Origin of the sequence: Ilumatobacter sp., assembly GCF_965215205.1 — a bacterium.
GTDB lineage: Bacteria > Actinomycetota > Acidimicrobiia > Acidimicrobiales > Ilumatobacteraceae > Ilumatobacter_A.
The window spans coordinates 1,207,838-1,223,014 of record NZ_OZ244049.1; the positions used below are offsets into that span (position 1 = coordinate 1,207,838).

General features: G+C 72.0%; 12 protein-coding genes and 1 pseudogene. 9 read left to right on the top strand and 4 right to left on the bottom strand.

From position 1 onward, the window contains the following. The first annotated feature begins 43 nt into the window (after positions 1-43). The gene (locus ACOOHC_RS05735; RefSeq protein ID WP_420453050.1) at positions 44-985 is read left to right on the top strand and encodes a phosphatase PAP2 family protein; all 942 of its coding nucleotides are present in this window, start codon (positions 44-46) and stop codon (positions 983-985) included. On the opposite strand, the gene thrH is transcribed toward ACOOHC_RS05735, so the two are convergent. The 3 genes from thrH to ACOOHC_RS05750 form a co-directional block, all read right to left on the bottom strand. Further along, positions 896-1,516: a bifunctional phosphoserine phosphatase/homoserine phosphotransferase ThrH gene (gene thrH, locus ACOOHC_RS05740; RefSeq protein ID WP_420453051.1), complete on the bottom strand. Its 621-nt coding sequence runs from the start codon at positions 1,514-1,516 to the stop codon at positions 896-898. The genes ACOOHC_RS05735 and thrH overlap by 90 nt on opposite strands. Positions 1,517-1,610: 94 nt before the next feature. Beyond that, on the bottom strand, positions 1,611-2,210 hold the full coding sequence (locus tag ACOOHC_RS05745; RefSeq protein ID WP_420453052.1) for a nitroreductase family protein: 600 nt from the start codon (positions 2,208-2,210) through the stop codon (positions 1,611-1,613). Between the two features lie 41 nt (positions 2,211-2,251). Next, entirely contained in the window at positions 2,252-2,989 is a 738-nt protein-coding gene (locus ACOOHC_RS05750; RefSeq protein WP_420453053.1) for a pirin family protein, read from the bottom strand. 184 nt (positions 2,990-3,173) lie between these two features. Between ACOOHC_RS05750 and proX the strand changes: the two genes are divergently transcribed. From proX to ACOOHC_RS05770, 4 genes are all read left to right on the top strand, one after another. Beyond that, positions 3,174-4,943: a glycine betaine/L-proline ABC transporter substrate-binding protein ProX gene (gene proX, locus ACOOHC_RS05755; protein WP_420453054.1), complete on the top strand. Its 1,770-nt coding sequence runs from the start codon at positions 3,174-3,176 to the stop codon at positions 4,941-4,943. After that, complete coding sequence (locus tag ACOOHC_RS05760) at positions 4,907-5,377, top strand: hypothetical protein (protein ID WP_420453055.1); 471 nt, start codon at positions 4,907-4,909, stop codon at positions 5,375-5,377. The genes proX and ACOOHC_RS05760 overlap by 37 nt, the downstream gene beginning before the upstream one ends. Before the next feature lie 125 nt (positions 5,378-5,502). After that, positions 5,503-7,335 carry a BCCT family transporter gene (locus ACOOHC_RS05765; protein WP_420453056.1) on the top strand — a complete coding sequence of 611 codons (1,833 nt, stop codon included), beginning with the start codon at positions 5,503-5,505 and terminating at the stop codon, positions 7,333-7,335. 23 nt (positions 7,336-7,358) lie between these two features. After that, on the top strand, positions 7,359-8,273 hold the full coding sequence (locus tag ACOOHC_RS05770) for a glycine betaine ABC transporter substrate-binding protein (RefSeq protein WP_420453057.1): 915 nt from the start codon (positions 7,359-7,361) through the stop codon (positions 8,271-8,273). Positions 8,274-8,367: 94 nt separating this feature from the next. Here ACOOHC_RS05770 and ligD read toward each other — a convergent pair whose 3' ends face one another. Further along, on the bottom strand, positions 8,368-9,408 hold the full coding sequence (gene ligD, locus ACOOHC_RS05775) for a non-homologous end-joining DNA ligase (RefSeq protein WP_420453058.1): 1,041 nt from the start codon (positions 9,406-9,408) through the stop codon (positions 8,368-8,370). A gap of 65 nt (positions 9,409-9,473) precedes the next feature. Here ligD and ACOOHC_RS05780 point away from each other — a divergent pair. The 4 genes and pseudogenes from ACOOHC_RS05780 to ACOOHC_RS05795 form a co-directional block, all read left to right on the top strand. Further along, a pseudogene (locus tag ACOOHC_RS05780) lies at positions 9,474-10,871 on the top strand (circularly permuted type 2 ATP-grasp protein); the annotation flags it as partial. A 196-nt stretch (positions 10,872-11,067) separates the two neighbouring features. Further along, on the top strand, positions 11,068-12,018 hold the full coding sequence (locus ACOOHC_RS05785) for an alpha-E domain-containing protein (protein WP_420453059.1): 951 nt from the start codon (positions 11,068-11,070) through the stop codon (positions 12,016-12,018). Then, the gene (locus tag ACOOHC_RS05790; RefSeq protein WP_420453060.1) at positions 12,015-14,282 is read left to right on the top strand and encodes a circularly permuted type 2 ATP-grasp protein; all 2,268 of its coding nucleotides are present in this window, start codon (positions 12,015-12,017) and stop codon (positions 14,280-14,282) included. Before ACOOHC_RS05785 ends, ACOOHC_RS05790 begins: the two co-directional genes overlap by 4 nt. Beyond that, positions 14,279-15,160 (top strand): transglutaminase family protein, encoded by an 882-nt coding sequence (locus tag ACOOHC_RS05795; protein ID WP_420453061.1) that lies wholly within the window; start codon positions 14,279-14,281, stop codon positions 15,158-15,160. Before ACOOHC_RS05790 ends, ACOOHC_RS05795 begins: the two co-directional genes overlap by 4 nt. Positions 15,161-15,177: the final 17 nt, after the last annotated feature.

The following is a 15,177-nucleotide window of genomic DNA, read 5'->3' on the forward strand; positions in this document are numbered from 1 at the left end:
GCGCGCGCGACCGCTGCGTCGTCCGCGCCACACTGGATCGGCGATGATCGGGGCGAGCGCGGCGGTTCTGGTGGCGGCGACGAGGTGGCCGACCTGGCAGCAGGGGGCCGTCGCCTGCGTGGTGTGCGCCGCGGTCGGGCTGCTCCTCGGGCGGATGCGCCCGACGCGCACCACCGAGATCGTGCTGCCGGCGGTGCGCGAGCTGGCGGTGCTCACCGGGCTCTACGCGCTGTGGCGCACCGCCAAGCTGCTCCCGCTCGTGCAGTCGCAGGGTGCGATGGAGCGGGCCCGGCGGATCGTCGAGGTGCAGGACGCGATGGGCCTGCCCACCGAGCTCTCGCTCCAGCGGTGGGTGGTGGAGCGCGATCCGCTCGGGTGGCTGTCCGCCGCCTACTACGCGGGGATGCACGTGCCGGCGCTGCTCACCTTCCTCGCCTGGATGTTCTGGCGCCACCGCGACGCATACGGGCGCTGGCGCGACGTGCTCGCGCTGACCACCGCGGGGTGCCTGCTCATCCGCTTCCAGCGGGTCGCGCCACCGCGCTTCCTCGTCGACCTCGGCTACGTGGACCTCTCCGAGATCCACTCGATGTCGGTCTACGGCCCGGTCGGGACCGGGGTGTCGGGCCAGTTCGTCGCGATGCCGTCGATCCACGTGGCGTGGGCGGCGGTGATCGGGTTCGGGATCGCGGCGTCGAGCCCGAGCCGGTGGCGGTGGCTGGCCGCGGCGCACCTCCCGGTCACGATCCTGGTCGTCGTCGTCACCGGCCACCACTGGTGGCTCGACGGGATCGTCGCGCTCGTCCTGGTGGCGCTCGCCGTGGTGATCGACGCGGTCGCACGCAGCGGGCTCGAGCGCTGGCGCCGGCGCGGTGCGCCGAGCCCGGCGGAGCGCTCAGAGCTCGGCGGTGATGGCGTCGAGCAGCTCGTCGTACTCGGTGAGCGCGCGGAACCCGGGGAACTCGGCGATCACGTTGTCCGGTGACCGGAACAGGAACCCGGTCTCGGCCGCCGCGAGCATCGTCGTGTCGTTGTACGAGTCGCCGGCGGCGACGACGCGGTAGTCGAGCGACTGCAGCGCCTCGACGGCGCGGCGCTTCTGGTCGGGCTGGCGGAGCCGGTAGTCGACGATCCGGTCGTCGTCCACGACGAGCCGGTGGCACATGATCGTCGGCCACCCGAGCTGGGCCATGAACGGCGCGGCGAACTGCTCGAAGGTGTCGGACAGGATGATCACCTGGGTCCGCTCGCGCAGGTCGTCGAGGAAGCGTCGCGCTCCGGGCATCGGCGAGAGCCCGGCGATCACGTCCTGGATCGCGCCGAGCCCGAGGTCGTGGCCGGCGAGCAGGTCGAGGCGGTACCGCATCAGGACGTCGTAGTCCGGCTCGTCGCGGGTCGTGCGGCGCAGACCGTCGATGCCCGTCCGCTCGGCGACCGCGATCCACACCTCGGGGATCAGCACGCCTTCGAGGTCGAGGGTGACGATCGTCTGGCGGGAGGCGTCGGCGGTCGTCACCGCCCCATCTTCGCGCCCACCCCCGACGTCGCCCAACCCGTCTCGGCGCAGCCGGGGTCGGACCCCGTCCGCGACGACGGGGGCGGTGGCGGTGTCAGGAGTCGACGACGGCGAGGTCGACGGGGGGTCGCTCGGGCGCGAGCGGGCAGTTGTCGTCGTCGGCCCAGCCGAGGTACACGAGGCCGACCACCCGCACGTCGTGGTCGAAGCCGCACAGGTCGAGGACCTTGGGCGGGCGGGTGAGCGCCGGGGTCGACCAGAAGGTGGCGATCCCCATCGCGGTGGCTCCGAGCATCAGGTTCTGGATCGCGGCAGCCACCGCGTCCCGGTTCTCCTGGTCGAGCATCGTGTCGGGGTGCGGGGCGCACCCGACGGCCAGCACCGCGGGGGTGCGCAGGTACTTCGTCGCCGTCTTCAGCCGCTTGCCCTCGTCGCCGAACTCGGCGTCGACCATGTCTGCGACCATCGTCTCGCCCAGGCGGGCACGCCCGCCCCCGGTGAACAGCGCGAACCGCCACGGCCAGGTCCGCTTGTGGTTCGGCGCCCACGCGGCGAGCTCGCACAGCTGCTCGACGACGTCGACCGGGACCTCGCGGCCCGACTGGACGAACATCGAGGTGCGGCGCGACGCGATCAGGCGCGCCAGGTCGTCGTAGGGCGCGAGCGGGGTCGGTGTCGAGTCGTCGGCCGTCACCGGCTCACCGTCCCCCGCCGCTCGAACACCGCGCCAGTCTGTCAGGCCGTCGCCCACACGAGCACCTCGGCCCCCTCGTCCCCGGCGGTCAGCGCCAGGTCACCGGCGGCGGTCAGGCGGGCCGCGTCCCCCGTCGCCAGGGTGCCGGCGCCCTCGAGCTCGACCGAGCCGACGGGGACGAAGACGTGCACGTGCCGATCGTCGGGGAGGGCCACGACCTCGTGCGGGGAGAGGCGCCCGCCGAGCAGCACGGCGCCCGCCTGGTGGATCGAGATCGCCGCGTCGTGGCCACGGCCCGAGGCGATCGGCACGAGCCCGCCTCGATCGAGCTCGGCGTTGACGTCGAGCTGCTCGTACCCGGGGTCGACCGACTCGGTGTCGGGCAGGACCCACATCTGCACGAAGCGCACGTCGTCGGTCGGCGAGGGGTTCTTCTCGGAGTGCCAGATGCCCCGCCCGGCCGACATCCGCTGCGCGAGCCCGGGGTAGATCACCCCGCGGTTGCGCTCGGAGTCGCGGTGCTCGAGCTCGCCCGCGAGCACCCAGGTGACGATCTCCATGTCGCGGTGGGGGTGGGTGTCGAACCCGGTGCCGGCGCGGACCACGTCGTCGTTGCTGACGAGCAGGAGGCCGTGGCCGGTGTTCGCCGGGTCGTGGTGGCGGCCGAAGGAGAACGAGTGTCGCGAGTCGAGCCAGCCGGCCGTCGTCTCGAAGCGGTCGGCGGCCCGGCGGACCTCGATGCTCGGAGCCCGACGCTCGGACGGTGCGGTGACGGTCATGATCGGTGCAACCGCCGCGGGTGCGCCGGCATTCCCGGGGCTCGGTCGCCGCGGCGCCCCCGATCGCGACGGCTCGCTCGGTCGGGCCGGGCCGTGGTCGGGTCGGTCCGTGTCTCCGGCGGGCCCCGAGGTCTCGCTACCGTCGCGGAGGTCACCGAGCGAGCGGGCGCGAGCAGGGAGACCCGTGCAACCCAGGAACCACCGCCCGTCGCCGGCTCGCGGCCGCGCGATCTCGGCACCGTGGACGGTCGCCCTGGTGGTGGTCGCCCTCGTGGTGGTCGGCGCGCCGCTCGGGGGGCCGCTCGGCGATGTCGACGCCGCGCCGGTGGGCGACGACGCCGCAGCCACGGCGCACGAGGTGGGCAGGCCCGGGGCGGCGACCGAGCTGCGGGTCGCACGACCCACGTGGGACACGGGTTGGTTCCAGGCGGAGATCCTCGTGGCGCTGCTCCGCGAGCTCGGCTACGACGCGTCCGATCCGGTGACCTACGACAACGAGGGGTTCTACGACGGCCTCGTCGACGGTGACGTGGACGTCTGGGCGAACGGCTGGTTCCCGCTCCACGATCCGTTCGTCGGCGAGCGCCCCGAGATCGTCGCGCTCGGCAGCGAGGTGGACGACGGAGCCCTCCAGGGCTACGTGATCGACCGGGCGACCGTCGAGCGGTTGGGGATCGAGGACCTCGGGGACCTCGCCGATCCCGAGGTGGCCGAGGTCTTCGACACCGACGGCGACGGCCTCGCCGATCTGATCGGCTGCGAGCTCGAGTGGACGTGCGGGCCGATCGTGGACCACCACCTCGAGGCGTACGGCCTCTCGGGCACCGTCGAGCAGGTGCAGGGCTCCTACGGACCGCTGATGCAGACGACCGTCGACCGCGCCGCCCGCGGTGAGCCGGTCCTGGCCTACACGTTCACGCCGAACTGGACGACCGGCGAGCTGGTAGCCGGTGACGACGTCGCGTGGGTCCCGGTCCCGTTCGCCAGCCTGCCGGCGGAGCTCGCCGACCAGGAGTCGGCGATCGAGGTCGCCGACGTCCAGGGGTGCCTCGCGGACCCGTGCGCCATGGGGTTCGCGCCGAACGACATCCGGGCGGTGACCGCGCGGCGCATCGTGGACGAGCACCCCGCCGTGGCGCGCCTGCTGGTCGACCTGCGCATCCCGCTCGACGACATCGAGGCGCAGAACGCCCGGCTCGTGTCCGACCGGCCGGACGCCGACGACATCGCGCTGCACGCCCGCGAGTGGATCTCGGCGAACCGCTCGACGGTGGACGGGTGGATGGAGTCGGCGACCCGAGCCCACCTCGACGCGGGGCTCGAGCTGTCGAGCGAGCTGCCGACCGAGGAGGGCGCGGACGTGGGTGACCTCGGCACCCTGCGCGTCGCCACCAGGATCTCGCCGCCCTTCGTCACCTACGTCGACGACCGCTTCGACGGCTTCGCGCTCGACGTGTGGGAGGCCGTCGCCGTGCGACTCGGTGTCGACTACGAGGTCCGCGCGGTCGACAGCTCCGTCAAGCTGGTCGACGAGGTCGTGCGCGGCGAGGTCGACGTCGGCGTCGGCGCGACCGGCATCACCGCCCGGCGCGAGGAGCGCGCGGACTTCAGCTACCCGTTCATCGAGAGCGGGCTGCAGATCATGGTGGCCGACGGCGACCGGGGGTTCCTCGGCGGCACCGTCGGCGCGCTCGCCCGCAGGGTGCTGTCCCTCGACGTCCTGGCCATCGTGCTGCTGCTGGTCGGTGCCCTGGCGATCGCGGCCCACATCGTCTGGTGGACCGAGCGAGGGCGCAACCCCGACTTCCCGGCCGACTACCGGACCGGGATCTGGGAGTCCTTCTGGTGGGCGGCCGTCACGGCCACCACGGTCGGGTACGGCGACCGGACGCCGAAGGGTCAAGAACGGGTCGCGTCGTGGGGTTGGTGTGGATGTTCACCGGGCTGTTCCTGATCGCCTACGTCACCGCCGGGATCGCCTCGGCGCTGACGCTCGACGAGATCGAGAGCTCGATCGACTCCGTCGACGACCTGCGGGACCACCGGGTCGCGGTGCCTGTCGAGTCCGAGGCCGACGCGCAGCTGTCCCGCCTCGGCATCGCGTCGAGCGGCTTCGCGAGCGCACGGGACGCGTACGCCGCCCTGCGCTCGGGTGAGGTCGACGCCGTCGTGCACGACGCGGCGATCCTTCGCCACGAGGTCACCGAAGACGCCACCGGCGACCTGCGACTGGTCGGCGCCCCGTTCGACCCGCAGCAGTACGGGTTCGTCGTCGCCGCCGACGATCCGCTGCGCGAACCGCTCAACCGCGCCCTGCTCGACGTCTTCGAGTCCGGTGACCACGATCGCCTGCTGGAGCGCTGGTTCGGGGAGGTGGCGATGGACTGACTCCGACGCACCGCCGCTTCGGATGGCTCCCGCCCGCCATCCGTCCGACACACCCGAAGCTCACCGAACGAGAGGGACCACGACATGCGAACCGCACCCGAACGCACCAGACGAGGAGACGTCACGTGACCGACGCCACCGACGACCGGCGCCGCCACGCACGCCAGATGGAGGACATCGACGAGGCCGAGCGCGAGCGGGCGATCCGGGAGCGCCCCGAGTTCGAGGGGCTCCAGGTCGAGCCCGAGAACGTGTACTACGAGGAGGTCCGCGACCGCAAGCCGGGTGACACCAACATCGTCAAGTGGGGCTTCGACCTGCACCCCCAGGTCACGTTCTGGGCCGCCGGGTTCCTGATCGTCTTCCTCGCGCTGACGCTCGTGTTCAAGGACCAGGCGGAGAGCTTCTTCGAGGCGTCGCTCGCGTTCATCGGCGACACCTTCGGGTGGTTCTACATCCTCGCGGCGAACGTGTTCGTGATCGCGATCTTCGCGTTCGCCTTCTCGAAGTACGGCAAGATCCGCCTCGGCGGCCAGCACGCCCGACCGGAGTTCACGAACGTCGCGTGGTACGCGATGCTGATCTCGGCGGGGATGGGCATCGGGTTGATGTTCTGGAGCGTGGCGGAGCCGATCTTCCACTACCAGACGCCGCCGCCGTTCTTCGGCGTCGAACCCGAGTCGACCGACGCGGCCGAAGCGGCGCTCGTGACGACCTTCTTCCACTGGGGCCTGCACCCGTGGTCGATCTACGCCCTCGTCGCCCTGGCGCTCGGCTTCTTCACCTTCAACCGCGGCCTCCCGCTGACGATGCGCTCGGTCTTCTACCCGATCCTGAAGGAGCGCATCTACGGGTTCTGGGGAAACCTGATCGACATCGTCTCGGTGATCGCGACGCTGTTCGGCCTCGCCTCGTCGCTCGGTTTCGGGGTGCAGCAGATGTCGTCGGGGCTGAACTTCCTGTTCGGCACCCCCGACGTCGTGGTGTTCCAGGTGATCCTCATCGCGGCGATCACCGGGCTCGCGACGCTGTCGGTCGTCGCCGGCCTCGACGGCGGCGTGAAGCGGCTGAGCCAGCTCAACCTCGGCCTCGCCGCGGCCTTCCTGCTGTTCATCATCGTGGTCGGCCCGACGCTGTTCATCATCGGCACCTTCGTCGAGTCGACCGGTCAGTACCTCCAGACGCTGCCGAGCCTCAGCTTCTGGACCGAATCGGTCACCCAGAGCGACTGGCAGGGGCCGTGGACGGTCTTCTACTGGGGCTGGTGGATCTCGTGGGCACCCTTCGTCGGCATGTTCATCGCCCGCGTCTCCAAGGGCCGCACGATCCGCGAGTTCGTCGTCGGCGTGGTCGTCATCCCGTCGACGGTCACGTTCCTGTGGATGTCGGCGTTCGGCGGTGCGGCCCTGAAGACCCAGATCGACGGGGTGCGCGACGTCGCGGCGGCGGTCAACGCGAACACCTCGACCGCGCTGTTCGACCTGCTCGAGGCGTTCCCGCTGACGTTCCTGACGTCGCTGCTCGGCGTGCTCCTGGTGACGTCGTTCTTCGTCACCTCGTCGGACTCCGGATCGCTGGTGGTCGACAACCTGACCTCCGGGGGCAAGCTCGAGTCGCCGGTGCCGCAGCGCATCTTCTGGGCGATCATGGAGGGGGCGGTGGCGGCGGTGCTGCTGCTGGGCGGCGGGCTCGTCGCCCTGCAGTCCGCGGCGGTGGCCAGCGGGCTGCTGTTCGCCTGCGTGATCATGGTCGCGATCTACAGCATGAAGCAGGCGTTCGACAACGAGCTGCGGTTCATGGACGTGGGGATGGTGCCGCCGTCGAAGGCTCGCCTGGCCGATGCCGAGGGGGCCCGACTGAAGGCCGAGGAGGACCGGCGCGTCGAAGCCGAGAGGGTGGCGGCGGCGTCGGCCGCCGCCGGCTCGACGATGTCCACCGAGGAAGAGGAGGGGTCGTGAGGGCGCGCGCGACCATCGGCGCGGTGACCGCTCTCGGCCTCGTCGCCGTCGGCTGCGGCGACGACGTGGCCACCTCGGAGATCGACCTCGAGGGGCTGAGCGTGACGGTCGGGTCGAAGAACTTCACCGAGCAGTACGTGCTCAGCGAGATCCTGTTGCAGGCGCTCGCGGCGAACGGGGCGGGGGTCACCGACGCGGTCGACACCGGGGACACCCCCACGACGCGAGCGGCCCTCGAGGCCGGTGACATCGACGCCTACTTCGAGTACAACTCGACGGGTTGGGTCGAGATCCTCGAGCAGGGCACTCCGCCCGACTCCGACGGCGAGGCGTTGACCGAGGCCGTCCGCGAGCTCGACGCCGACAACGGCATCGAGTGGCTCGGGCGCTCCACCTTCAACGACACCTACGGGTTCGCGAAGAGCCCCGAGGTGGCCGCCGACACCCGGGCGACGCGCTACTCGGTCGAGGCGTTCGACCTCCAGGCGATGGCCGAGCACCTCGAGGAGAACGACGACGCGGTCGTCTGCGTCGAGCCGGAGTTCACCGAGCGCGCCGACGGTCTGGTGCTGTTCGAGGACGAGACCGGCTACGAGGTGCCCGATTCGCAGCTCCGCGTGCTCGAGGCCGCGGAGATCTACGAGGCGACGGCGCTCGACGACTGCGACTTCGGGGAGGTGTTCACCACCGACGGGCGCATCGAGGCGTTCGACCTCGACCTCGTCGTCGACGACGGCGTGTTCTACGTCTACAACGTGTCGCTGAACGTGCGCTCCGAGGTCTACGACGAGCACGCCGACGACCTCGACGCTCTCGTGCGCGACATCCTGCGCCCGATGTCGCAACGCCGGATGATCGACCTCAACCGCCGGGTCAGCGACGGCGAGCCGGTCGCCGACGTCGCGCAGGACTACCTCCGCCGCTTCGACATCGTGTGAGCCGCCGAGCTCGGGTCCGGGCGTGGGCAGACCCCGCCCGGACCCGGTCTCCCCCGGCCGTCCCGGTCGAGCGGGCCACGCACGTCGCGCTCCGTCAGTCGGGTCGGCGCGCCCGGCTCGGCTGCACCCGCGGGGCCTCGTTCGGCATCTTCGGGTACTGCGGCGGCCACGGCGGGTCGGGCACGCCGTCGGCGAGGTCGGCGGCGAAGCGCTCGACGAGGGGGGCGATCGAGCACTCGGCGTCGTCCATCAGCTCCCAGGGGTCACCGCGCTCGGCGACGCGGGCCGGCACCGTGTCGATCGTGAGCACCTCGGGGTCGATCGAGTCGAGCTCGTCCCAGCCGAACGGCGTCGACACCTGCGCGCCGACCCGCGGCCGTGCGCCCCACGCGCCGAACATGTTCTTGTGCGGCGCGTTCTGGTTGAAGTCGACGAACACCCGCTCGCCGCGCTCCTCCTTCCACCACCGGTCGGTGATCAGGTCGGGGTGCCGCCGGGCGAGCTCGCGCCCGAGCGCGACGACCGCCCCACGGATCGCGAACGAGTCCCACCCCGGCTCGACGCGCACGTAGACGTGGATGCCCTTCGACCCGGTCGTCTTCGGGAAGCCGACCATCCCCAGCTCGGCGAGCAGGTCGCGGGTGAACCCCGCCGCCTCGCGCGTCATCTCGAAGGTGACCCCGGGGGAGGGGTCGAGGTCGATCCGCAGCTCGTCGGCCTCCTCGGGGTGCGTCGCGCGGAACTGCCACACGTGCAGCCCGAGCACGCCCTGGTTGGCGGCCCACAGGACGTGCGCGAGGTCGGAGATCACCAGCGCGCGCGACGCGGTGCCGTTGATCGTCTGCACGGTCGTCGTCGTCAGCCACCCGGGGGCGGAGTCGGGGATCCGCTTCTGGAAGAACGACGTGCCGCGCACCCCGTTCGGGTAGCGCTCGAGGAGCACCGCCCGGTCGGAGAGGGTGCGCATCAGCGGTTCACCGACCTCCAGGTAGTAGCGGGCCAGGTCGAGCTTGGTGCGCTCCTCCTTCCCCGGTCCGACGGAGGGGAACATCACCTTGCCGGGGTTGGTGATCGCGACGACCCTCCCGCCGGCCTCGAGCTCGACGGGATCGCCGAACTCGTCGGATCTGGCCATGCGCCGACGCTACTTCCTCGACCGGCGCACGTCGCCGACGCCACGACGGGATACGTTCGGCGTCCGTGGACGAACTCCTTCTCGACGACCGCACCCCCCGCCCGACCGCGACGGGGTTGTGGACGCTGCTCGACGAGATGGGCCCCGAGAAGCTGCTCGCCCGCCAGCAGGCGACCGAGCTCGACATCCTGACGATGGGGATCACCTTCACCGTCTACTCCGACGGCGAGAACATCGACCGGGCGTGGCCCTTCGACGTGATCCCCCGGATCATCCCCGGCGACGAGTGGAGCCGGGTGCAGGACGGCCTCGCGCAGCGGTTGCGGGCGATCAACATGTTCATCGACGACATCTACAACGACCAGCGGGTGATCGCCGACGGGGTGTTCCCCGCGGAGCTGCTCGCCGACTCGGTGAACTTCCGCCCCGAGTGCGTGGGCGCCCACCCGAAGTTCGGCGTGTGGGCCCACATCTCGGGCTCGGACCTGGTGCGCGACGACGACGGGACGTTCTACGTGCTCGAGGACAACCTGCGGGTGCCCTCCGGTGTCAGCTACGTCATCGAGAACCGGGCAGTGACGAAGCGGGCGTTCCCGGAGCTGTTCGGCAAGGACCAGATCCGCCCGGTCGACACCTACACCGACGAGCTGAACAAGCTGCTGTGCTCGCTGGCCCCCGACGGCGTCGTCGACCCGACCATCGCCGTGCTCACGCCGGGCATCTTCAACTCGGCCTACTTCGAGCACTCGTTCCTCGCGCAGCGCATGGGCGCCGAGCTCGTCGAGGGCGGCGACCTCGTGGTCGGCGACGACGACTGCGTGTACATGCACACGATCGAGGGGCGCGAGCGGGTGCACGTCGTCTACCGCCGCATCGACGACCTGTTCATCGACCCCGAGGCCTTCCGCGCCGACTCGCTGCTCGGCTGCGCGGGGCTGATGCGGGCGTGGAGGGCCGGCAACGTCGGCATCGCCAACGCTCCCGGCGCGGGCGTCGCCGACGACAAGTGCGTCTACGCCTGGATGCCCGACATCATCCGCTACTACCTCGGCGAGGAGCCGCGCATCGCGAACGTCCCGACCTACCGCTGCATGTACGACGACGAGCGCGAGTACGTGCTCGACCACCTCGACGAGCTGGTGATGAAGCCGGCGAACGAGAGCGGCGGCTACGGGATCACGATCGGCAGCAAGGCGACCGAGGAGCAGCTCGCGGCGTGCGCGGCGTCGATCCTCGAGGACCCGCGCAACTGGGTCGCCCAGCCGATCCTCGACCTGTCGACCGTCCCGACCCTGATCGACGGTGAGCTCCGATCCCGCCACGTCGACCTGCGCCCCTTCGTCCTCACCGGCGAGACGAGCTACGTGACCGCCGGCGGGCTCACCCGCGTGGCGCTCGCCGAGGGGTCGTTGATCGTCAACTCCTCGCAGGGCGGGGGGAGCAAGGACACCTGGATCGTCGACCTCGCCCCCGGCGGCGCGGCGCGCCGAGCGGGTGCCGCGGCACCGGTGACGGCGTCGGAGACGGCCGCCCGGTCGCAGACCTCGTTCCAGGCGGCGGCGAGCGCCGAGCCCCCGCCGCAGTCGCGGTCGCGGTCGCAGTCGCAGTCGCAGTCGGCCTCCGCCGACGCGCCGTCCACCCGCGGCGGGGCGGGCTGACGTGGCGCTCCTGTCGCGCAACGCGGATCGCATCTTCTGGGCCGCCCGCTACCTCGAGCGCGCCGAGGACACGGCGCGCCTCGTGCAGGAGTTCGGGGAGCTCTTCGACGACATGCCGACCGAGCACGAGGGCTCGCACCGCTGGGTCCCGCTGCTCGCGGTGTGCGGTGACGCCCCCGACGAGGACGCCCCCGTCGAGGAGAGGGCCGCCACCGAGCGCGAGGTGGTCAACGAGCTGGTGTGCGACCCCGAGAACCCCGGGAGCGTCACCGCCTGCGTGTCGTCCGCGCGGTCCAACCTGCGCACGACGCGCGAGGTGCTCCCACGCGAGGCGTGGAGGACGGTCAACGACCTCTTCCTGTTCATGGGGTCCGACGGGAGTCGCGCGGAGGACCGACGCTTCCGGGCGCACGTGCTCGGGCGCGTCGCGAACGACAGCCGACGCCTCGACGGGATCCTCACCTCCTCGATGACCCGCGACGCGGCGTGGGAGATGTGGCGCCTCGGGCGCTACCTCGAGCGCGCCGACATGACCACCCGGGTGGTCGGGGTCCGCGCCGCGAGCCTGATGGCCCACGACGACGGAGCGCGCGAGTACGACGAGGTGCAGTGGATGGGGGTGCTGCGCTCGCTGTCCGCGCTGCAGATGTACCAGCGGGCGACCCGTGGCCCGATCGAGGCGTCGTCGGTCGTCCGCTTCCTGCTGTTCGACGACCAGTTCCCGCGCGCCGTGCGCTTCTGCCTCGACGAGCTCGACCGCTGCCTGGATCGGCTGAGCCGCCCCGACATGGTGCGCGTCGCCGTCGCGCAGGCCCGCACGGCGCTGATGTCGACGATGGCGACCACCGACGACGGCGCCGACCTCGACTCGGCGATGGAGTTGGTCCAGTCCCTGCTCGGCCAGGTCAACGGCGCGATCACCGAGCGCTTCCTCAGCATCGACCCGGGGTGAGCGTGGGTGGCGGATCGACGGTGAGCTCGACGGTCGACGCCGCCGGGACCCCGGACCCGCTCGAGCTCGGTCGTCGACAGGCGGCACTCGATCGGCTGCTGATGGCGGAGGGAGCCGGTCACATCGTCCACGACCTCCCGGTGCGCGCCGACGGTCGCTCGGTGTCGCTCGCCAGCCGACCGTGGCGGCTGGATCCGGTGCCGTACGTCCTGAGCGCGGCGGAGTTCCGCTGGATCGAGGAGGCCGTGACGCGGCGGATGGCGATGTTCGAGGCGCTGCTCGACGACCTCTACGGCGCCCGCTCGCTCGTCTCCGACGGGGTGATCGACCCGGCTCGCCTGTGGGGGACCAGCGCCTACCGCCTCGCCGCGGTCGAGCGTGACGGCCACCGTCCGCACCGACGCTGGTTGTCGACCTACGCCGTCGACGTCGTGCGCACGGCGGAGGGGGTGTGGTTCGCGATCGCGGACCACACCGACGCCCCGGTCGGGCTCGGCTACACCCTGCTCGACCGCAACGTGCTCTCGCAGGTCGTCGACCTCGGCGCCGACCTGCCGCGGCCGATCGATCCGGCGCTCTCACTCGTGCGGCGTGCGCTGGTCGACACCACCGCCGTCGAGGGGCCGCGGGTGGTGATGCTCACCAGCGGCATCGACCACCCCGCCTACGTCGAGCACTCCTACCTCGCGACCCAGCTCGGGTTCAACATCGTCGAGGGTCCCGACCTGGTGGTGCGCGACGACGAGCTGTGGTTGCAGACCCTCGGCGGCCTCGAGCGCATCGACGTCCTGCACCGTCGCATCGGCGACCGGCAGCTCGATCCGATGGAGACGAACACCTTCGGCGCGGCCGGCATCCCCGCGGTGCTGATGGCCGAGGAGGCGGGATCGCTCTCGATCGCCAACGCCCACGGCAGCGGGGTGCTCGAGGACGCGACGCTGCTCGGCCTGTGGGATCGCGCCGGCGAGTCGATCACCGGCGAGGCTCCGTGGCTCACCCTCGCGTCGCCCCGGACCTCGGCCGGCTCGACGCGCATCGACGACGTCCTCGGCGCGCCGGCCGAGCGCGTCGACTGCTTCGTCGACGGCTTCCTGCGACCCCAGCCGATCGTGCTGCGCTTCCACGCCGTGGCCACCGACGACGGCATCTCGGTCGTCCCGGGAGCGAACGGGCGCGTGATCGAGCCCTTCGACGACCCGACGCTGCCGACCCCGTGCCGCGCGAAGGACGTGTGGGTCCTCGGCGACGAGCCGACGGTGCCGTTCGACCAACCGGTGCGCTCCGCGCCCCAGGTCGACTTCATCACCTCCGTCCCGACCCGCGCCGCCGACTCGCTGTACTGGCTCGGTCGGGCCGCCGAGCGCGCCGAGGCCGTCGCCCGGGCGATGCGCGCGATCGCCGCGGCCCCGCCGCTCGCGCACTGGTCCGGTCGACCGACCCCGTCGATGCGGCTGCTCGCAGCGCTCACCGGCACCACCGACCCGCTCGACGCCGTCGTCGCGGGCGGTGCCTCGATGAACCTGGCGGAGGCACGTCGCGCCGCGGTCGCGGCGGCGTCGTCGTCGCTCGAGTTCCACATCGGGGCGATGCTCGCCGAGTCGGCGAGCGTGCGCGAGTTCCTCTCCGCCACGACGGGGCGGGTGCTCGGCGAGATGGTCACCACACGGGGCCACCTCGCCGAGCACCCCGACGACGTCGACGCGCTCGACACGCTGCTGTTCCAGCTCTCGGCGTTCGGCGGCCTGTGGAGCGAGAGCGTGGTGCGCGGGCCGGCGTGGTACTTCGGCGACTTCGCCAAGCGCTACGAGCGCACGGTGGTCGCGATGACCGGAGCGGCGATGGCCATCCGGATCGAGCGCGACCCGCGCCTCGTCGAGCTCGAGCGCCGGCGCGGCCTGGAGGGGGTGCTGTCCGCGAACGACAGCCTGGTCGCCTACCGCCGCCGCCACCGCAGCGACGTCGAGGTCGGGGCGGTGCTCCAGCTCCTGCTCCACGACGAGCGCAACCCGCGCTCGGCGGCCGCATCGGTGGCCGGGCTGATCCGCAACGCGGCGGCGATCGGGTGGGACGCGGGCTCGGAGCGGCTGGAAGCGGTCGCCCGTGCGGTCGACGCGATGGGCCCCGACACCGCGGCCGGCGACATCGACGCGGCCGCCGACGGCCTCCACGGCCTCGCGGCCGAGCTCACCTCCACCCGCCTCGTCGCCCCGCCGCACCCCCGTGTGGTGCGTTCGCGCATCGTCGATCCGGGAGCGGTCGCGTGAGCCGGCGGTACCACGTCACCCACCGCACCTCGTACGGCTACGAGCGGCCGGTGACCGACGCATACTCCGTCGCCTGCCTGCTGCCCCGCCAGCGGCCGTTCCAGCAGGTGATCGACGCCGAGGTCACCGCCACCCCGACCCCCGACGACACGAGCGAGTCGACCGACGTCTTCGGCAACCGCATCCTCTCGCTGGGGGTGCACCACCGCCACGACGCGTTCGAGCTCGTCGCGCGCAGCACCGTCGACGTCGACGTGCCCGAGCCCCCGTCGACCGACGAGGCGTGGGGGGACGTCGCCGAGCGGGTGCGCGCGCTGCGCGGACCGGACGCGATCCGGGTCGGCCCCTACCTCGCGCGCACCGAGGGATCGACCCCGCTGCGGCGCGGGGATCTGCTCGCGATGCTCGCCGACCGCGTGTTCGTGCCCGGTCGCCCGATCGTCGAGGCGGTGCGCGCCCTGGCGGGTGAGATCTTCGCGACATGGTCGTTCGACCCGACGGCCACGGACTGGACGACACCGCTCGACACGGTGCTCGAGCAGCAGCGCGGGGTGTGCCAGGACTTCGCCCACCTGGCCACCGCGGTGCTCCGCTCGGTCGGCATCCCGGCGTCGTACGTGAGCGGGTACATCGAGACCGAGGCGCCTCCCGGGGAGGTCAAGTCGATCGGCGCCGACGCGTCGCACGCGTGGGCGTCGGCGTGGACCGGGGCGGGCTGGCTCGACCTCGATCCGACGAACGACCAGACCCCGCCGACGCGCCACGTGACGGTGGCGTGGGGTCGCGACTACGCGGACGTCGCGCCCGTGCGCGGGGTGGTGCTCGGGCCGTCGGGGGCGCAGACGATGGACGTCGCCGTCGACGTCGCGCGCGGCTGACGTGCGATCGTCGCCGC

Coding starts and splice junctions, on each gene's coding strand:
- ACOOHC_RS05750 (WP_420453053.1), bottom strand. CDS start 2,989: ATGACCGTCACCGCACCGTCCGAGCGTCGGGCTCCGAGCATCGAGGTC.
- ACOOHC_RS05735 (WP_420453050.1), top strand. CDS start 44: ATGATCGGGGCGAGCGCGGCGGTTCTGGTGGCGGCGACGAGGTGGCCG.
- ligD (WP_420453058.1), bottom strand. CDS start 9,408: ATGGCCAGATCCGACGAGTTCGGCGATCCCGTCGAGCTCGAGGCCGGC.